This window comes from Streptomyces sp. SN-593 (assembly GCF_016756395.1).
GTDB lineage: Bacteria > Actinomycetota > Actinomycetes > Streptomycetales > Streptomycetaceae > Actinacidiphila > Actinacidiphila reveromycinica.
In genome coordinates, this window is record NZ_AP018365.1 from 306,394 (window position 1) to 325,104 (window position 18,711).

Genomic DNA, 18,711 nt, shown 5'->3' on the forward strand with positions numbered 1-18,711 from the left:
GAAACGGAACCACCGATGAGCCCCTCCCCCGCACGCCACCGCCGCCTCCTCGTCCTTCCCGCGATCGCGGCGACGATGGCGGCCGTCCTGTCGGCCTGCAGCTCCAGCAGCTCCGGCAGCGGCGACACCCCGAGCGCCGCCTCCAGCGCGGGTGCCTCGTCCGGCTCGTACGCGAGCCTTCAGCAGATGGTCCCCGGCTCGTACAAGTCGGCCGGCACCATCCATCTCGCCACCGACTTCGCCGAGCCGCCGCTGATGTTCGCCAAGGGCACGTCCCAGCCGGGGCTGGTGTTCTCCGTCACGGAGGAGGCCGCGAAGCGTCTGGGGCTGACGGTCACGCCCGTGCTGATCGCCGACTCCAGCACCTGGCCGACCGCGCTGAGCGCCAAGCGGGTGGACATGCTGCCCACGTTCAACGACACCACCGAGCGCCAGCAGGCCGGCTACACGTTCGTCGACTGGGCCTACAACTCGATCGTCTTCGACGTGCCGAAGGGCAACCCGAAGAAGATCACCGGCTGGGACTCGGTCTGCGGCAGGACGATCGGCATGATCGCCGGCACCACCCAGGTGGCGATCACCAACGCCGAGAGCGCCCGCTGCGTCGCCGACGGCGACCCGAAGATCAACGTGCGCACCTACAGCGGCGGCACGCAGACCCTCGCCGCCCTCCAGAGCGGACAGATCGACGCCCAGATCGGCAGCGGCCTGAGCTCGCCGTACGCCGCCGAGCACGGCGCCAGCTACGAGGTCGTGTCGAACTTCCAGACCTACGCCCAGAACATGGGCTTCGGGTTCCGCAAGGACGACGCGGCGCTGGCCGACGCGCTGGCCGCCTCGCTCAACTCGATGATCAAGGACGGAACCTACCAGAAGCTGTTCCAGCAGTACGGCCTGTCGTCCAGCGCGAAGACCTCGGTCACCCGGGACAAGGCCGCGTCCGCCGTGCCGTCGGTGGCGCCGTCTCCGGCGCCCTCGGTGCTGACCGCCGGCTGACCGAGGCCGAGCGGGCGGGGCGGGCCGGCGGCCGGCTCCGGCCGGCCCCGACGCCCCATCGAGAAAGGGTCCACCATGACCGACACCGTTCCCCCGCAGCCGGCGGCCGCGCGCCGGCGGGAGGAGCTGTCCGCGCCGCCCGAGCGCTCCCGGCACCTGGGCCAGGTGGTCGCGTTCCTCGTCACGGCCGTCATCGCCTGGAAGGTCGTCGCGTTCGTGGCGGCCGATCCCAAGCTCACCTGGGGCGTGTGGCGGAAGTACCTCTTCAGCGGCGAGGTGCTGCACGGCCTGGTGACGACGGTCGAACTGTCCGTCATCGCGATGGCGGCGGGCATCGTGCTGGGCGTGGCGGTGGCGCTGATGCGGCTGTCGGCCAACCGCTACCTGCGCACCGTGAGCTGGATGTACGTGTGGGTGATCCGCTCGGTGCCGCTGCTGTTGCAGATCCTGATCATCGGCAACCTGGGCCTCTTCTTCGACACCGTCCACCTCACGGTGCCCCTGGTCCACCTGACCCTGGTGGACCAGCCGACGAACAAGGTGTTCACGCCCTTCGTCGCCTCCGTCGTCGCGCTGTCGATCAACGAGGCGCCGTACATGGCGGAGATCGTGCGGGGCGGCATCCTCTCGGTCGCCGGCGGGCAGACCGAGGCGGCCGAGGCCCTGGCGATGACCCGCGCCCAGACGATGCGGCACGTGGTCCTGCCGCAGGCGCTGCGCACGATCATCCCGCCGACCGGCAACCAGGTCGTGAACATGCTCAAGGCCACCAGCCTCGTCTCGGTGGTGGCCGGCGGCGACCTGCTCACGGTGACCACCAACCTGGCGGCCAACAACTTCCGCACCCTGGAGATGCTCTTCGTGGCGACCTTCTGGTACCTCGTGCTCACGGTGCTGGCCACCGCCGGGCAGAGCCTGCTGGAGCGGCGCTCGAACCGCTCCCGGCGGCAGGCCGAGGTCCGCGGCGGCAACGACCGGGCGGCGGCCGAGCTGGAGCTCATGACGATCGACGGGGGAGGTCGCTGACATGGCACCGGAGAAGTCGCCGGGCACGGCGGAGCCCCTGCTGGTCGTCGCGGGGCTGGAGAAGCGCTTCGGCCACACCCAGGTGCTGCGCGGCATCGACCTGGAGGTGCACCGCGGCGAGACGCTCGGCGTGATCGGGCCCTCGGGATCGGGCAAGAGCACGCTGCTGCGCTGCGTCAACCGCCTGGTCGACTACGAGGGCGGCGGCGTCTGGCTCGACGGGCGACTGCTCGGCCAGGAGCTGCACCGCGGCCGGCGGCGCAAGCTGCCGCACCGCCGGCTGGCCGCCCAGCGCCGCGCGGTCGGCATGGTCTTCCAGCACTTCCACCTCTTCGAGAACCACACCGTGCTGGGCAACCTGTGCCTGGCCCCGCAGCTCGTGCACAAGCGGAGCAGGGCCGAGACCGAGGCGCACGCCCGCGAGCTGCTCACGCGGGTCGGCCTGGCCGACAAGGCCGACCGCTACCCGTCCCAGCTCTCCGGCGGCCAGCAGCAGCGGGTCGCCATCGCCCGCGCGCTGACCATGCGGCCCGACCTGCTGCTCTTCGACGAGCCGACCTCCGCGCTCGACCCGGAGACGGTCGGCGAGGTGCTCGCCGTCATGCGCGACCTCGCCGACTCCGGCATGACGATGGTGGTCGTCACCCACGAGATCGGGTTCGTCCGCGAGGCGGCCGACCGTATCGCCGTCATGGACGACGGCCGGATCATCGAGCTCGGCGCCCCCTCCCAGGTCCTGGACACCCCGGCCCACGAACGCACGCGCCGCTTCCTGCGGCGCCTCGCGCCCGCGGCGTCCCCGAGCACCCCCGCGCAGCAGCCCGTACCCGCGCCCGCCGCCGGCGCCGAGCCCGCCGTCCGCGCCCGTCCCGACACCCCCTCACGCTAGGAGCCGCACCGCATGCGAATCGTCGCCGGTGGAGACGCGATCTTCGCCAGCCGTGGACTGGCCGACCGGCTGGACCCCGAGCTGGTCGACCTGATGACGAAGGCCGACGCGACCTTCGCCAACGCCGAGTTCTGCTGCCCGCGCGTCGGGACGCCGCCGATGCCGCGCAAGTTCCCGATGGGCAACCACGCCTGGGTGCTCGACGAGCTGCGTTCCGTCGGCGTCAACCTGCTCTCGACCGCCAACAACCACTCGGCCGACTTCGGGCCGCAGGGCGTGCTCGACACGATCGCGGCGTGCGAGGAGCGCGGCCTCGCCTTCGCCGGGACCGGGCGCAGCCTGACCGAGGCCCGCGCGGCGTCCTTCCTCGACACCCGCGCCGGGCGGGTCGCCCTCGTCGCGGCCTCGTCCACGCGCTCGTACGAGTTCCTCGCCGGTGAGGCGGGGCTCGACGTGGCGGCACGCGCCGGACTCAACCCCCTGCGCTGGGGGCAGGCGTACGTGCTTCCCGAGGAGCAGTTCGCCCAACTGCGCGCGATCGACGAGCTGTTGGGCACCGCCGCGGCCCACCGGGAGACCGACCGGGTGGAGGTGCGGCCCGATCCGGGGCCGGACGTGTTCGAGTTCGGTTCGGTCTTCGAGGGGCACGTCCGGATCGAGCGGGGCGCGCGCCCCGATGTCCGGTACTGGTGCGACGCCGGCGACCTCGCCTCGATCGTGGCCTCGGTCCGCGACGCCGCCCGGCGCGCGGAGGTCGTCCTGGTGAGCCTGCACTGCCACGAGGGCGTCGAGGACGGCTGGTACCACGACCGGTCCGCCTCCTTCGTCGAGCACGCCGCGCGGGCCTGCATCGACGCGGGGGCGACCGCCTTCCTCGGGCACGGCCCCCACATGCTGCGCGGTGTCGAGTTCCACCGCGGCCGGCCGATCTTCTACTCCCTGGGCAGCCTGCTCTACGAGTTCGAGATGGGCGAACGGCTGACCCCCGAGAACTACGCGGGCTACGGGCTCGGCCCGGACTCCCGGCCCTCCGACCTGCATCGGGGCAGGGCCCGCGACGAGGAGGGAACCCCGACCGGCTTCTACGGCGAGGCCCGGTTCAGCCGGGGCGCGCTGGCCGTGCTCGACATCGACGACACCGGCCGCGCCGCGGGCGACCACCCGGGCGGCGAAGGGCCGAGGGTCCGGGTCGAACTGGTCCCCACCGACCTCGGGCTCAACCGCGCCACGCCCTCCCGCCGGGGCATCCCGAGCCGCCCGGCGCCCGAGGAGGCCGCGGACGGCGTCGCCGAACTCGCCCGGATGAGCGCCGCTTTCGGCACGCGGGTGGACTGGGACGCCGAGCGGGGCGTGGCCACGCTGCGGCCCGGGACCGGCGCCGCGGGGGCCGCCCGATGACCGCCACCCGACGCCGGCCCCCCGGCGACCCCGCCGCACCGGTGATCGCCACCGGCGCCGGGGCGGTGCGCGGGCGGACCCGTGACGGGGTCACGCGCTTCCGCCGCATCCCCTACGCCGTGGCGCCGGTCGGGCCGCTGCGCTTCAAGGCGCCCGTCGCGCACCCCGGCTGGTCCGGGGTGCGCGACGCCACCACGCCCGGCCCGGTGGGCCAGCACGCGCCCGACTGGCTGGACACCCGGGTCGTGCGCGGCCACCCGCTGGTGGAGGACCCGCTCTACGTCAACGTGACGACGCCGGTGCCGGAACGCGGCGCGGGTTTGCCGGTGCTGGTCTGGATCCATGGCGGCGGCCTGATCTTCGGCTCGCCCAACGACCCCGACGACGAGCCGACCGCCACCGCGGCGTCCGGTGTCGTGGTGGTGTCCCTGTCCTACCGGCTGGGCCTGGAGGGCTTCATGCCGGTGGGCGGCGGTGACGACAACCGCGGGCTGCGCGACGTCCTCGCCGCGCTGGAGTGGGTCGCCGAGGAGATCGAGGCGTTCGGCGGCGATCCGTCCCGCGTGACGATCGCCGGCGTCTCGGCGGGGGGCTCCCTCGTGCTGGCGCTGCTGACGCTCCCGGCGGCCGGACGGCTGTTCCACGCGGCGATCAGCATGTCGGGGGCGCAGGAGTGCCTCTCCACGGCGGCGGCCGCACAGGCCAGCACGTCGGCGTTCGAGCGCTACACCGGCACCGAGGCGAGCCTCGACGGCCTGCGCGACGTCTCCCCCGCCGAACTCCTCGCCTGGAGCCGGACCCCCGCCGTGCGCCACCAGCCCGACCGCGCGCTGTGGATCGGGGTGCACCAGGACGGCGAGGCCGTGCCGGAGGACGTCGTCGAAGCGCTGGTCGCGGGGCGCGGGGCGCACGTGCCGGCGGTCCTCGCCTTCACGCGTGAGGAGAACGCGCACCGCAAGTGGGTGCCGGCCGCGTCCCTCGGTCCGGCGCGGGTGGCGTGGGAGCTCGGCCAGGTCGGTGTGCCGGCCGAGGCGACCGCCCGCTACCGGGCGCTCCACCCCGGGCTCGACGACGGCCGGCTGGTCGGCAGGGCCCGGGCCGAGACCAGCTTCCACGCGTTCGCGCTGCGGATCGCCGACGCGCGGGCCGCACGGGCGGGCGGGACGACTTGGGTGAGCCAGTTCGAGTGGACCGGGCCGGGCAGCGGCGCCACGGACGGGGTCGCCGCCCACGGTGCCGACGTCGCGCACTGGTTCGGCAACGGCGCGGCCGCCGGTGCCGCTCCGGGCTCGGTCTCCGGCCGGATGCAGGGGTCGCTGCGCGGCTTCCTGCACCGGCGCGATCCCGGCTGGGCGCCCTACGCCCCGCCCGATCGTGTCGTCCGCCGCTGGGACGACCCCGTACGCGACGAGCACGACCCGCTGGCGGACCTGCGCGCGTTCTGGGCCGGCCGCGACATCACCTGCCACTGGGCGGCGCCGGTCGACACCGACCGCGTCGAGGTCCGGCCGGGCGGCACGCGGGAGCCGTCGACCGGAGGCCGGCCGTGACGCGCGTCCTGACCACCGTCCAGGGGTTCGTCACGCAGTGCCCGGGCGCCGTGGAGCGGCTCGGCGCGGCCGGGTTCGACGTGGTCGAGCTCCCGTCGGCGGACGTCGACCGCCGCGACGACCTCGCCGACGTGGCCCACGTGATCGCCACCGGCGACCGGTGGGACGCGGCCCGGCTCGACCGGTTCCCGCGGCTGCGCCTGCTGCACCGCTTCGGCACCGGCTACGAGCGGATCGACCTGGCCGCGGCCGCCGCCCGGGGCGTGACGGTCAGCTACGCCCCGGGCGGCAACGCGCCGGCCGTCGCGGAGGCGACCGTCGCGATGATGATCACCGCTCTGCGGGGCCTGCACGAGATGGCCTCGGCCCTGGACCGCGGGCGGTGGGCGCCTCGCGCGGGCGGCGAGTTGTCGGGCCGGACCGTCGGTCTGTACGGCTTCGGCGCGGTCGCGCAGTCGGTCGCCCGGCTGCTGTCCGGCTTCGACGTCGAGTTGCTGGCCTGCACGCGCACGCCGGTCCCGGCCCTGGCCGGGAAGCTGGGCGTCACGCTGGTCCGCCCCGACGTCCTGCGCGCGCGCAGCGACGTCCTGAGCCTGCACCTGCCGGCCGTCCCGCGGGCCCCCGCGCTGGTGGACGCCGCGTTCCTGGCCGGGCTCCGCCCCGGTGCGGTCCTGGTGAACACCGCGCGGGGCGCGCTGATCGACGAGGGAGCCCTGCTGGCCGCGCTGGAGTCCGGGCGGCTGGCGGGTGCCGCCCTCGACGTGTTCGCCCGCGAGCCCGCCGAGCCGGGAGACCCGCTCCTGTCGCATCCCGCCGTCTACGCGCTGCCGCACGTGGGCGCCTCCAGCCACGAGACGTTCACCCGCAACGGCCGGACCGCCGCCGAGGCGGTGCTCGCCGCCGCCGCCGGACGCACGCCGCGCCATCCCCTCGCCGTGCCCGAGACCCAGGAGGCCCCGTGACCACCGAGGGCCCGGCCCTGCTCGACGGCCTGCGGGCGGTGCTTGCGGCGAACGACGTCATCACCGACCCCGACCTCGTGGAGACGCACCGCCACGACCGGGCGCCGGGCCTCGGCGCCGGGCATCCGCTCGCCGTCGTACGGCCGCGCACCACCGGGCAGGTGGCCGCAGTGGTGCGCCTGGCCGTCGAGCACGGCGTGCCGATCGTGCCGCGCGGCGCGGGCTCCGGGCTGTCGGGCGGGTCGAACGCCGTCGAGGGCGCGCTGAGCGTGGTGCTCGACCGGATGGACGCGATCGTGGAGATCGACCCGGTCGACGGCGTCGCCGTCGTGCAGCCCGGGGTGCTCAACGGCCGCCTGCGGGCGGCGGCCCGCGAGCACGGCCTCTGGTACGCGCCCGACCCCGCGAGCAGCGAGTTCTGCTCGATCGGCGGCAACGTCGCCACCAACGCGGGCGGGCTGTGCTGCGTGAAGTACGGCGTGACCCGCGACTGCGTGCTCGCGCTGGAGGTGGTGCTGCCGGACGGCTCCGTCACCCGGCTCGGCCACCGCTCGATCAAGGGCGTGGCCGGCTACGACCTGACCGGGTTGTTCGTGGGCAGCGAGGGGACGCTCGGCCTGATCACCGAGGCGACCGTACGGCTGCTCCCGCTGCCGGCCCCGGCGCGCACCGTCGTCGGCGTCCTGCCCTCGCTGGAGGCGGCCTCGGCGGCGGTGGGCACGATCGTCACGGCGATGCGGCCGAGCCTGCTGGAGCTGCTGGACCGCACCACGATGCGCGTCGTGGAGGAGTACCGGCCGCTCGGGCTCGACACCGGGGCCGCGGCGCTGCTCATCGGCCAGACCGACCAGCCCGGCGAGGCCGGGCGCGAGGAGGCCGTCCTGCTGGAGCGGGCCATGCGCGAGGCGGGCGCCACCGAGGTGGTGTCGTCCTCGGACCCGGCCGAGTCGGAGCTGCTGCTCGCCGCCCGCCGCCTGGCCTATCCGGCCTACGAACGCCTGGGCCGGCTGTTCCTGGAGGACGTGGCCGTGCCGCGCGGCCGGCTCGGCGAGCTGATCGCCCGGGTCGAGGCGCTCTCCGCCGACGGGCTGACCATCGGTACGTTCGGCCACGCCGGCGACGGGAACCTCCACCCCACGGTGGTGGCCCGGGCCGGGGACGAGGGCGCTCTCGCCGCGGCCTCCGCCGCCTTCGAGGCGATCATGGACGCCGCCCTGGAACTGGGCGGCACGGTGACGGGCGAACACGGGGTCGGCCTGCTGAAACGCGGCGGCCTCGCCCGGGAGCTCGACGCCGCCAACCGCCGGCTCCAGCGCGACATCAAGCGCGCCCTCGACCCGCGCGGCCTGTTCAACCCGGGAAAGGCGCTCGCCGCGGAGCCGCCCCGCCCCCGGGCGCCCCGCCCCTGACAGCACCCCGGTGACCGACACGGCCCGTTGCCGGCTTTGCCGGGACCCCGACGACGCGACCGCCTTCGAGCCGCGCCACGTGCCGCGATGTCCGGAAGCGTCGACGCGTTGCAGGACGCGGCCCCCTCCACCCGCAGCCGTGACCGCCCGGGGCGGCTCCGCTACGGCGAAGCGCACGTCCGCGCGAGGGCGCGCCGGACCTCGGCGGCGGGGAACGGGGTGCGCTTGCTCCGTGTGAGGAGGCGGTGGTGGAAGTCGTCCACGACGAGGGCGTGCCGGGCGTGCCGGTCGACGACCGCGCTGATGTCGGCGGGAACGCCGTCGGGTCTGCGCCCCTCCACCCACGCGCGCAGGAACGCTCCGTGCTCGCTGCCGCCCCGGACGCTGTCCGGCAGATGGTGGCGAAGCAGGTGGCCCAGAGCACGGCAGCGGTCGTACACCAGATGGTCGGCGAGGAACCCGGCCTCCTGTGTGGAGAGTTCGAACGCGCGGCTCGACGCGAGGCCGAAGTCCGCGAAGTAGACCCGCCGGCCGTCGGTGAGCAGGTTGGCGAAGTGCGCGTCGAAGTGGACCAGCCCGCGCGCGCTCATGAACTCCGTTCCCCTGAGCAGCTCGTCCTCGACCCACCGGTAGGACGGGGCTCCCGGTGGGTCCGGCCGGGCCGCGTCCCGCCTCCGCCCGAGCAGGTCGGCGAGCGTCTGGGGCACGTACTCCAGGAAGAGCACCAGGCTGAAGGCGGACCGGCCGATGGCCTCCAGCCGACGGCGCACGGCCGGCGACCCGTCCCAGTGGGCGACGGCGCCCTCGATGCCGCCGAACTCGTCGGCGAAGCCGCTGGGAGCACGGTCGGGCAGGATCCGCCAGTGCTACAGGAGGGGGAACCCCGCGTACTCGTCCTTCAGGACCCAGCCCGTGGTCATGAGGTGGGCCGCCAGCTCGCGCCAGGCGCCGAACCCCGCCGACCCCACTCCGTACTGGTAGAAGAGGGGGAGCTCGAAGACGTTCGCGGTCGACCGTCGGTGCTCCGGCCGCAACTCGGTGTCGGTCAGGGGGACCCGCTTGACGAAGACCCGCCGCCCCTCGACGTCCATCTCCGCCGCCCGCCCGCCGATACCGGAGCCGAGTCCCGGCGCGGCGGCCACGGCGTCCGCGAGGCGCCGATCGCTGAACAGGGACAGCCGTGCTCCCACGGTCGCGTACGCGAAGACGCGCGCGGCGTGATCCGACGAGGTCTCCTCCTTTGTCGGGGGCTCCAGCGGAGCATCAGGACTCACACCGCAGATCATGCCAGCCGGCCTCACCTCCGCCCCGGGACAATCCGCCGGCAACCGCGGGCGGGGTGGGGACCGGGGCTGGCGGGTGGGCTACGGCCGGTCGGTGGAGCGGAGTCGGTGGAGGCAGCCGAGGGGGTCGGGGCGGGCGTCGTCCTTGCCGTGGTCGCCCTCGGCCGACGCGCCCTCGGGGCAGTCGGGGTTGCGGCAGGTGCCGGGCTCCCACACGGGGACGACGATGCCCATCGTCTTGTACCGGGTGACCTCCTCCGCCACGGGCCGGCCGCAGACGGGGCACGCGGGCCCGGTGTCCGGGTCCGCCGCACGCTGGCTTCCGGCCGTACCCATATGTCCATGATACGTACCTTTCGCCCCTCCTCGCGGGCCCCGGCGGGCGCCTGGCGTCCGGCCCGCGACCGCCGCGCGCCCCGGCCGACCCACCGGCCCCGGCGCCCCGAGAAAGGCACCCGTGCACCGGAGCCGTGGCCACGCCCTGGTCATCGACGCCCGGGAGTCAACCGCCGCCGAGGCGGCGGACTTCCGGGCGGCGGCCCTGGGCGCCACCGCCCGCCCGTTCCCGCCGGCACCGCAGTTCACCACGCACCACCGGGCCCTGCCGGGTCTGGTCGCCGCCGTCCAGGCGGTCGACGACACCCCGCGGACGCACCTGGACGTCGAGACCGACGACGTGGTGGCGGAGACCGCGCGCCTGACCGCGCTGGGCGCCGAGGAGGTCTCGCGGTGGCAGGAGCGCCGCGTGCTGCGGGCACCCGGCGGTCACCTGCTCCGCGTCCTGCCCGTGGAGAGCGACGCCGGTGCCTTCCGGGCGCAGGGCAGGGTCTGGCCCTGACCGCGCACGGGGCGGCGTGAACCCGTCGCACGCGGCGCACCGCGCGCCCGTACGCCGCCGCCCGCCCTGCCGATCGTCCGGTCGCAGCCACCCGCCGCGCGGGACCGGCCCGCCCGACGGAACCGGCCCGCCCGACGGGCCATCAGGCCGGCAGGCCCCCGACGGCCGGGCGGAGTTGGAGGAAGTGGCGGTCGCCGTGGTGCCAGGCGCGGGTCGTCGTCCATCCCGCCCGGCCGGCGTGGCGGCGCAGCGCCGCGGGGCCGACGCGCGCCCACGGGAACGGGCTGCCGACGCCGCCGCGGCCGTCGTCGAGGCGCACCTCGCACCGCTCGTCCACGTCCACGGCCGCGGCTTCGGCGACCAGGCTGCCGCCGGGAGCGAGCAGGGCGGCGACGCGGTGCAGCAGCGCCGCGGGGTCGCCGCCGATGCCGATGTTGCCGTCGAGGAGGAGCACGGTGTTCCACCCGCCTTCCTCGGGCAGCGGGTGGAAGACGGAGCGGCACAGGGCGGCACCGCCGCGCAGGACGGTCCGGGCCACCGCGGCGGGGCTGACGTCGACGCCGAGGGCGCGGTGGCCGCGACCGGACAGGGCGGCCACCAGCCGGCCGGGCCCGCAGCCGATGTCCAGGACGGCGCCGCTGCACTGCGCGAGCACGCTCTCGTCGGTGGCGTCGGCGTCGGCGAGCCACCGGTCGAGGTCGAGCGGCAGCAGCCAGCCGTCGGGCCGGCGCAGGAAGAGCGGGCCGGCTCCCGCGCGCAGCGCACGGGCGTACGCGTCGTCGCCCCACGTCGGTCCGGTCGGGACGGTGCCGGCGGCCGCCGGACCACCGGGGCCGCCCGCCCGGTCGGAGGCGGGACGCGGCCCGCCCAGTCGCCCGGCCGGTCGCCCGGCCGACTGCCCGCCTCCTCGGGCGGCCGCGGCCGGGGCGCCGGCCACCGTGCCCGTCGTCGTGCCGCTCATCGCGCCCCCTCGGGCACGCCGGTGATGCTGCGGTACAGGGCGGCGAACCGGGTCGCCGGGGCGAGGGCGGCGACCTCGAGCGCGTCGGCGGCGGTGTCCACGTCACGCAGTTCCGGCAGCCGGCCCGTGCGCAGCCCCGCGGCACGCAGCCGCGCCTCCAGGAGCGCGCCCGTCCGCGGCTGCGACATCGGCACGCCGAGCAGCAGCGACGGGTCGGGAACGGCGAGTCCCAGCGCCCAGAAGCCGCCGTCCGCGGCCGGCCCGAACCAGGCGTCGTGGTCGGTGAAGTCCGCACCCGCGCACAGGAGTTCGGGGGTGACCTGCGGGGTGTCCATGCCGATCAGCAGCGCGGGTCCCGTGCAGTCGGCGAACGCCGCGGCGAGCCGCTGGTCCAGGCCGCCGCCGACCTGCGGAAGGACCGTGAACCCCGGCGGCAGCCAGGGCCCCGGTTCGCCCGCGAGGACCAGGACCCGCCGGGCGGCGGGTACGGCGGCCAGCGCGGCGAGCGAGTCGGCCAGCGCGGCCCGCGCCAGCTCCGCCGCCTCCTGTGGTGAGAAGGGCGGCGTCAGGCGGGTCTTGACCCGGCCGGGCACCGGCTCCTTCGCGATGATCATCAGGTCGGTCATCGCGCGCGCCCTCCCCCGGCGGTGTCCGCGCCCGAGCGAGCGGGCGCGACCGGACCGTGCGGCGCCCCGGGGTGGGGCGGTTCGCCGGGGTGGGACGGTTCGCCGCGGTCGAACAGCGCCGCCTCGCCGTGCGCCGCCGCGTCCCCGAGGCGCGCAGCTCCCGTGCCGGTGCCGCCCTCACAGGTGCGGCGCCGACCGTGGGACCCGTACTCGCCGCCCGGCCGGTCCGCCGTGGCCGGCGCGGGAGCGGGCACCGGCGCCGGAGGGGCGGAGGACGCCGGACGCGCCGGTCGGGCGTGCGCCAGGGGCGCCGTGGCGGGCTCCGCGAGCACCTTCCGCATGTCCCGGACCGCGTGCCAGGTGCCGCGCCAGGTCCCGGTCACCTTCGACGTGCCGGTACGCGGCAGGTACGGCACGTCCGTCTCGCGCACCCGCCAGCCGGCGTCGGCGGCGCGCACCACCATCTGGAGGGGGTAGCCGCTGCGCCGGTCGGTGAGGTCGAGGGCGAGCAGCGCCTCCCGGCGGGCGGCCCGCATCGGACCGAGGTCGCGCAGGCGCAGCCCCGTACGGCGGCGCAGCAGGTGGGAGAGTGCCGCGTTGCCGGCCCGCGCGTGCGCCGGCCAGGCACCGCGGCCGACCGGGCGGCGCCGGCCCAGCACCAGGTCGGTGCGGCCGGCGGCGATCTCCCGGACGAACCCGGTCAGCAGCCCGGGGTCGAGGGAGGCGTCGCAGTCGCAGAAGCACACGGTGGCGGCGGTGGCGGCGAGCAGGCCCGCGTGGCAGGCGGCGCCGAAGCCGCGCCGCGGCTCGTGCACCACCGTCGCCCCGAGCGCGCGGGCGACCTCGGCGGAGCCGTCGTCCGAGCCGTTGTCCACGACCACGGCCCGCCAGCCGGCGGGGATCCGTTCGAGGACCCAGGGCAGGGCGGCGGCCTCGTTGAGGCAGGGCAGGACGACATCGACGGAATCAGCAGTCACCTGCGCCACCGTAGTGATCGGATGCCGTCGTGACGGCCGGCAGACCCTTACGAAACGCGGACGGGCCGCGCCCTCCCCCGTCGCCGCCCGCGCCGGCCCGCGCCACGCGCCGAGCCCCCGGGCGGGCCGTCCGCACGCGCCGACCCGACCGGCGCGCGGCGCCCACCCGGCGTTCCGGCGCACCGGGCCTCCCTCCGCGTCGTCCTGACGGCCCGACAGCCCGCGCGCGCCGCCACCCGCGCCGCCACCCGCGCCGCGCGCCGGGCCGGAAGGCGGGCGGCCCCGACGCGCCGACGCGACCCTCCGGCGGCCCACACGTCCCGACCCGTCCGGCCCCGGGGCCGGTCCGGCGGATCGTGCCGGGCTCACGACGCCCGGCACCGCACCTCCCGGCGTGGTCGAACCATCCGTGGACCACCCGGTGCGAGGACAGGTCCGCGCCGTGCGGTGCACGGCACCGGACGCCGCGGGCCCGACCGGCACGATCCGCCGGACCGTCCCTGGCGCGGCGGCACGCCTCGGCCCGACAGGCCCGCCGGGCCGAGGAGTTGGCCCGGTGTCCGGCTCGGCGCGCACCGGCCTCGCTCCCGCCGGCGCCCTCACCGCGCCCCCGCACCGTCCGCCGCGCGCTGCGGGGCGCGGGCGAAGTCGGCCATGCCGTCGGTGAAACCGACGCGCGGCCGCCAACCGAGTTCGGCGCGCAGCCGGGCCGAGGAGGCGGTGATGTGGCGGACGTCGCCGAGGCGGAACTCGCCGGTGACGCGGGGCGCCGGTCCGCCGCTGGCGTCGGCGAGCGCGGCGGCCATCTCGCCGACGGTGTGCGGGGTGCCGCTGCCGGCGTTGTACGCGCGGTAGGAGCCGGGCGGGCGGGCGGCGACGGCCTCCAGCGCGGCCACGTTCGCGGCGGCGATGTCCGTGACGTGGACGAAGTCGCGCCGCTGCCCGCCGTCCTCGAAGACCCGGGGTGCCTGCCCGCGCGCGAGGGACGAGCGGAAGAAGGACGCCACGCCCGCGTAGGGGGTGTCGCGCGGCATCCCGGGGCCGTACACGTTGTGGTAGCGCAGTCCGGCGGCGCGGCCCCCGGTGGAGCGCGCCCAGGCGGACGCCAGGTGTTCCTGGGCGAGTTTGGTGGCGGCGTAGACGTTCCGCGGGTCGGCCGGGGTGTCCTCGTCGACCAGCCCGGGGAGCAGGGCGGCCCCGCAGCGGGGGCAGGGCGGTTCGAAGCGCCCCGCGGCGAGGTCCGCGGCCGATCGGGGGCCGGGCGCCACCCGGCCGTGCCGCGGGCAGTCGTACCGTCCCTCCCCGTAGACGACCATCGAGGCGGCCAGCACCAGGTGCCGTACGCCGGCCCGCGCCATCTCGGCCAACAGGACGGCGGTGCCGAGGTCGTTGCAGCCCGCGTACGCCGGGGCGTCGGCGAAGTCCTTGCCGAGGCCGACCATCGCCGCCTGGTGGCACACGGCGTCGATCCCCCGCAGCGCCCGTGCGACGGCCTCGGCGTCGCGGACGTCGTCCCGGAGGAACTCCGCGGTGCCCGGCGGAGGCCGGTCGGGCACCGTGGCGTGGGCGGCGGGCAGCAGGACGTCCAGGACCACGGCTTCGTGTCCTCGGGAGGCCAGGGCGGCGACGATGTGCGAGCCGATGAAGCCCGCGCCGCCGGTGACGAGTACGCGCATGCCACGACCCTAGGAGCCGCTGGTCCCGGCACCCGTGGCATCGGCGCGCACGCCAGCGTTTCGTAAGAACTCGGCGCCGCCCCCGGTAGGCGGACGCGCCGCCGGACCACCGACGGACCACCGCCGGACCACCGCCGGAGCCGGACCGCTGCCGGACCGGCGGGCGCGGGCGTGTGCCGGGCTACCAGTACGTGAGCAGCAGGTGGTTGAGCAGCAGCGCGAGGACGGCCTGCGCGGCGAGCCACGCGCGGCGGTCGCCTGCGGGCAGCAGGGCGGCGCCGGCCGGCAGCCACAGGGTGAAGGGCAGCCAGATGCGCTCGGTCTCGGCCTTGCTCATCCCCGACAGGTCGGCGGCGAGGACGGCCAGGACCATGGCGACGGTGAGCAGGACGACCGGGTCGAGGCGTTCGGCCAGCCGGAGCAGGCCGCGCGGACGCGCGCCCCCCGCGACGCCGCTTCCCGTACCGCCGGGACCGCGGGGACCGCCGGAACCGCCGGAAACACCGGGACCGCCGCCCCCCGGTCCGCCCGCGCGCACACCGCCCGGCAGGGCCGCGGCGGACCGGCGCAGACCCGCGAAGGACGCCAGACCGGCGGCGGCCACCACCGTGCCGATGTCGCCGAACAGCCAGTAGGCGTACGGTCGGACGCCTCCCGCGCCCTGGTAGTAGCGCACCTTCAGCAGCCGGTAGGCGTCCCACCAGTCGAACCCGGCGAGCGTGAAGCAGACCGGCACGACCAGGAACCCCAGCAGGGCGGCCGGGACGGGCCGCAGGGTGCGGCCCCGCCACAGGACCGCCGCCACGGGGACGGCCAGCAGGACCAGCCCGTAGGAGAGGTACACGGCGAGGCCGAACAGCGTCCCGGCGCCGAACGCGGCCGTCAGGCGCCGGAACCGGCCGGTCGCGGTGACGCAGAGGGCGAGGAGCGCGAGCGTCCAGGCGGCGACGGCGGCGAAGTACCCGTCCGCCGACGCGCCGACCCAGACCGCGCCCGGGGTGAGCACCAGGAAGGGCGCGGCGGCCCGCGCCCGGTCCTCCGCGCCGAGGGCGCGCAGCGCGACCAGGGCGGCCGCCGCGACCGACGCGCCGGTGGTGATGCAGAAGGCGCCGGCCCAGCCGCCACCGCCCAGTCCGATCCGGTCCAGGCCGACGAACGTCATGACGGCGGCGGCGGGGTGGCCGGCGACGTGGGCGTTCCAGTGGCCCGGTGAGTCGATGAGGATGTGGCCGGTGTAGCCGCGCAGGGCGGCGCCCGCGTCCCGGAAGCGGGGCACCTCGACGAGGTACTCGTTGCGGCTCGCGAGCCGGTGGGCGACCCCGCGCCACCAGCCGTCCACCAGCGCGAGCGACCACGTCCACGCCATGGCCGCGGCCCAGGCGGCCCACGGCAGCGCCCGCCACGGCAGCCGGGCCGCGACCTGTGGCCCGTAGGCGACGGCCAGGACGGCGACGGCGATCGCGGCGGGGGTCCCGGGGCCCACGTGCGGGTCCCACAGGGCGAGCAGCGGCGGCCAGGGCGCGCGCAGCGTTCCGCTGCGGTGCTCGATCACGCTGCCCACGACGGCGACGACCGCGAACAGCGCGGCGGCCGCGACCGCGGCGGCGACGTCCGCCCGGCGGCCGGCGACGGTGCGCCGTTCGCCGCGCGCGCGACGTCCGGGGCCACCGGAGTCCTCGTCGGAAGGCGCCGGAAGGCCGGTCCGGTCGCCGACCGGGCGGTCCTCGCAGGGGGCGCGGTCCTCGCAGGAGCCGTCCTTGGAAGGGCGGCCGTCCGAGGGCGGATCGGGGGCGGGCGGATCGGCGGCGGGCGGATCGGCGGCGGGTGAACGGGCCCCGGCGGCCTCGCCGGAAGGAGTCTGGCGCACCCGCGCCATCGTAGGGAGCGCGCGGCGCCGTACCCGGGGAGCGCCGGGTGACGTCATGGTTTCGTCATATCCTGCCGTCCGTTCGGCGGCCCTCGCGGACCGACCGGTGGTCCGCCGCGGGTTCACCGGGCCCGCCGCAGGGTGCGCCACCAGCGCAGGGCGAGGACCGCGGCCGAGGCGGCGAACAGCGCGGCGGTGAGCAGCAGCCAGCGGCCGGGGAACACGCCGGGGTCCAGGTCGGTCCCGGCCCGGTAGTGGGTCCGCGCTCCGCTGATCAGCGGCCAGTAGACGAGCAGCAGGAGCAGCGACAGCAGGGCCGGAACCCGGACGTGGTGCAGGACCGCCAGGCGCAGGGCGGCCGAACGCCCGGTCCGGCCGTGGTCGCTGCCGCCGGGCTCATTGCCGCCGGGCACGCTACCGCCGGTGTCGGTGCGGCCGGGCTCGCTGCGGCCGGGCCTGACCGGGAGGCGCAACGCCTTGTGCAGGGCCCAGTCCGCGCACGCGTACAGCGGCAGCAGCACCAGGTCGTGCACCAGGGCCGCGCCCACCACCCACTTCGCCACGTCGGCCCCGTCGCGCGCCAGCAGCCGGACCCCGGCGTACCCGCACACGGCGAAGGAGGCGAGCAGGACCAGCAGGTGCGCGGGCGGGGCGCCGTACAGCGTGCGGAACCGGTCGGCCCAGGTCCGCAGGCGGCGCGCGCGGGGGCGGTGGCGGTCGGCGCCCTGCCGGTGCGGGCGCGCGCCGGGCGCGGGGGCGCTCACGCGTCGTCCTGCGGGAAGGTCGTGGCGCCGAAGGTCAGCCGGTGCACCCACTTCGTGTTCATCACGCCGGGCGCGTCCGGCACGATCACCCGGGCGGGATAGCCGTGGTCCGGTGAGAGGTCGGCGCCGTTGACCCGCAGCGCGAGCAGGGCGCGGGGGTCGCGGACCTGGTTGTCGCGCAGGGCGACCGCCCGGAAGGACCCGGCCAGTTGGACCGACTCCACGAACACGCCGGGCGGGTCCGAGGGGTGGCCCACCAGGGCGGCGAGGTCGGCCAGCCGGACGCCCTCCCAGTGCTGGTCGTCGCTGGACCAGCCCTCGACACAGGCGATGGGCAGCGCGGAGGTGTGCTGGGCCAGCGCCCGCACCTCGTCGAGGGTCAGCTCCACGCGCCGGCCGCGGGTGGAGCTGTGCACCACCAGCCGCCAGCCCTCGCCGACGTCCTGCGCGCGGACGCGGGCCAGCGCGGCGGTCTTGTTGATCGGGAAGCCGTTCGGACCGGAGCCGGGGTTCCGCCCGTGCGGGGCCAGCAGCGCGGTCCGGCGCAGCGGTCCGCCGATGCTCTGGCCGGCGGTCACCAGGAACAGCACCAGCGAGCCCAGTCCCACCAGCCCGAGCGCGCCGCGCCGCGACATGGTCGGCGGCGCGGGATGTGCGGGGACCAGTCCGCTGTCGTCGGCCGGTTCGGGCACGGTACGGGCGGTGGGCGTGCGCAGCTCCGCGCGGAGGTCGCGGCCGCGCAGGGACCGTACGGTCCGGGGCAGCCGCAGCGCGACGTGGGCGGCGAGCGCGCCGGAGAACACCCAGGCGCCGTAGAAGTGCAGCGGGTAGAACGACCCCGGGAAGACGTAGTCGAGCTGCACGTTCAGGATGCCCGTCACGAACTCGAACAGGCCGCCGCCGACCAGCAGGAGCAGCGACAGCCGCTCCAGGGCGTGCGCGGCCGACCGGACCGGCGGCAGCGTGAACAGCTTCGGCACCACCGACCAGAGCTTGGCCAGGAGGACCGGCACCAGCACGATCCCGAGCGTGACGTGCACGCCCTGGGTGACCCGGTACAGCCAGTACGGGTGGGTCGGCCACGGGAACAGGAAGAAGCCCAGCAGGCCCTTGTCCGGGGTCTTGTCGTTGATCCGCGACAGGTCCGGGTTGTAGGCGGCGTACGACAGCAGGCCGGTGAGGAACAGCACCGGGAGGCCCACCAGCAGCACGGCCCCGAAGACCGACGTCAGCCACGGGCCGCGCAGCGGGCTGCGCCACGGACCGGGCGGGACGGCGGGAAGGCGGCGGGCCTGCCGGGCCACGCGCGCGCGGAACGACGTGCGCCGGTCGGCGTGTTCCGCCCCCTCGCGGGAGGCGGGCGGCTCGGGTGGGGGGCTCGGGGAGCTGTCCATACGCCCGGACTGTAGGTCCGGGAAGGTGCCGGTGAGCCGCAGCGACCCATGACGAAACCATGACGTCGTGCCGCCGGGCGCGGGACGGTTCGCGG

General features: G+C 76.4%; 15 protein-coding genes and 2 pseudogenes. 8 read left to right on the forward strand and 9 right to left on the reverse strand.

All coding sequences use genetic code 11. The annotated features are described in order from the left end of the window. Nucleotides 1-15 precede the first annotated feature (15 nt). From RVR_RS01300 to RVR_RS01330, 7 genes are all read left to right on the forward strand, one after another. Nucleotides 16-996 (forward strand): transporter substrate-binding domain-containing protein, encoded by a 981-nt coding sequence (locus tag RVR_RS01300; protein ID WP_202232010.1) that lies wholly within the window; start codon nucleotides 16-18, stop codon nucleotides 994-996. A 75-nt stretch (nucleotides 997-1,071) separates the two neighbouring features. Then, the gene (locus RVR_RS01305; RefSeq protein ID WP_202232011.1) at nucleotides 1,072-2,022 is read left to right on the forward strand and encodes an amino acid ABC transporter permease; all 951 of its coding nucleotides are present in this window, start codon (nucleotides 1,072-1,074) and stop codon (nucleotides 2,020-2,022) included. Between the two features lies 1 nt (nucleotide 2,023). Continuing rightward, the gene (locus RVR_RS01310) at nucleotides 2,024-2,911 is read left to right on the forward strand and encodes an amino acid ABC transporter ATP-binding protein (protein WP_272933050.1); all 888 of its coding nucleotides are present in this window, start codon (nucleotides 2,024-2,026) and stop codon (nucleotides 2,909-2,911) included. 12 nt (nucleotides 2,912-2,923) lie between these two features. Further along, nucleotides 2,924-4,309, forward strand: a complete 1,386-nt coding sequence (locus RVR_RS01315; RefSeq protein ID WP_202232012.1) for a CapA family protein — start codon at nucleotides 2,924-2,926, stop codon at nucleotides 4,307-4,309. Beyond that, the gene (locus tag RVR_RS01320) at nucleotides 4,306-5,859 is read left to right on the forward strand and encodes a carboxylesterase family protein (RefSeq protein WP_202232013.1); all 1,554 of its coding nucleotides are present in this window, start codon (nucleotides 4,306-4,308) and stop codon (nucleotides 5,857-5,859) included. The genes RVR_RS01315 and RVR_RS01320 overlap by 4 nt, the downstream gene beginning before the upstream one ends. After that, nucleotides 5,856-6,821: an NAD(P)-dependent oxidoreductase gene (locus RVR_RS01325; protein ID WP_202232014.1), complete on the forward strand. Its 966-nt coding sequence runs from the start codon at nucleotides 5,856-5,858 to the stop codon at nucleotides 6,819-6,821. Before RVR_RS01320 ends, RVR_RS01325 begins: the two co-directional genes overlap by 4 nt. After that, nucleotides 6,818-8,230: an FAD-binding oxidoreductase gene (locus RVR_RS01330; protein WP_202232015.1), complete on the forward strand. Its 1,413-nt coding sequence runs from the start codon at nucleotides 6,818-6,820 to the stop codon at nucleotides 8,228-8,230. The genes RVR_RS01325 and RVR_RS01330 overlap by 4 nt, the downstream gene beginning before the upstream one ends. Before the next feature lie 161 nt (nucleotides 8,231-8,391). On the opposite strand, the pseudogene RVR_RS01335 reads toward RVR_RS01330, so the two are convergent. Next, nucleotides 8,392-9,516 (reverse strand): annotated as a pseudogene (locus RVR_RS01335) (protein kinase family protein). A gap of 78 nt (nucleotides 9,517-9,594) precedes the next feature. Beyond that, entirely contained in the window at nucleotides 9,595-9,849 is a 255-nt protein-coding gene (locus tag RVR_RS01340) for a hypothetical protein (RefSeq protein WP_202232016.1), read from the reverse strand. Nucleotides 9,850-9,970: 121 nt separating this feature from the next. Here RVR_RS01340 and RVR_RS01345 point away from each other — a divergent pair, with 121 nt between their 5' ends. Further along, on the forward strand, nucleotides 9,971-10,351 hold the full coding sequence (locus RVR_RS01345) for a VOC family protein (protein ID WP_202232017.1): 381 nt from the start codon (nucleotides 9,971-9,973) through the stop codon (nucleotides 10,349-10,351). Between the two features lie 142 nt (nucleotides 10,352-10,493). Here the strand turns inward: RVR_RS01345 and RVR_RS01350 are convergent, their stop codons facing one another. From RVR_RS01350 to RVR_RS01380, 7 genes and pseudogenes are all read right to left on the reverse strand, one after another. Beyond that, entirely contained in the window at nucleotides 10,494-11,312 is an 819-nt protein-coding gene (locus RVR_RS01350; protein WP_202232018.1) for a class I SAM-dependent methyltransferase, read from the reverse strand. Beyond that, on the reverse strand, nucleotides 11,309-11,938 hold the full coding sequence (locus tag RVR_RS01355) for a TIGR04282 family arsenosugar biosynthesis glycosyltransferase (RefSeq protein WP_202232019.1): 630 nt from the start codon (nucleotides 11,936-11,938) through the stop codon (nucleotides 11,309-11,311). The genes RVR_RS01350 and RVR_RS01355 overlap by 4 nt, the downstream gene beginning before the upstream one ends. 302 nt (nucleotides 11,939-12,240) lie before the next feature. After that, nucleotides 12,241-12,924 (reverse strand): annotated as a pseudogene (locus RVR_RS01360) (glycosyltransferase family 2 protein); the annotation flags it as partial. Nucleotides 12,925-13,514: 590 nt separating this feature from the next. Continuing rightward, nucleotides 13,515-14,591: an NAD-dependent epimerase/dehydratase family protein gene (locus RVR_RS01365; RefSeq protein ID WP_202232020.1), complete on the reverse strand. Its 1,077-nt coding sequence runs from the start codon at nucleotides 14,589-14,591 to the stop codon at nucleotides 13,515-13,517. A gap of 181 nt (nucleotides 14,592-14,772) precedes the next feature. Continuing rightward, complete coding sequence (locus RVR_RS01370; RefSeq protein WP_202238302.1) at nucleotides 14,773-16,467, reverse strand: hypothetical protein; 1,695 nt, start codon at nucleotides 16,465-16,467, stop codon at nucleotides 14,773-14,775. Nucleotides 16,468-16,580: 113 nt separating this feature from the next. Beyond that, nucleotides 16,581-17,222, reverse strand: coding sequence for a hypothetical protein (locus RVR_RS01375; protein ID WP_430393090.1), 642 nt, complete (start codon nucleotides 17,220-17,222; stop codon nucleotides 16,581-16,583). After that, a complete protein-coding gene (locus RVR_RS01380) occupies nucleotides 17,219-18,616 on the reverse strand; it encodes a molybdopterin-dependent oxidoreductase (RefSeq protein ID WP_202232021.1) in 1,398 nt (465 codons plus the stop codon). The genes RVR_RS01375 and RVR_RS01380 overlap by 4 nt, the downstream gene beginning before the upstream one ends. Nucleotides 18,617-18,711 lie beyond the last annotated feature (95 nt).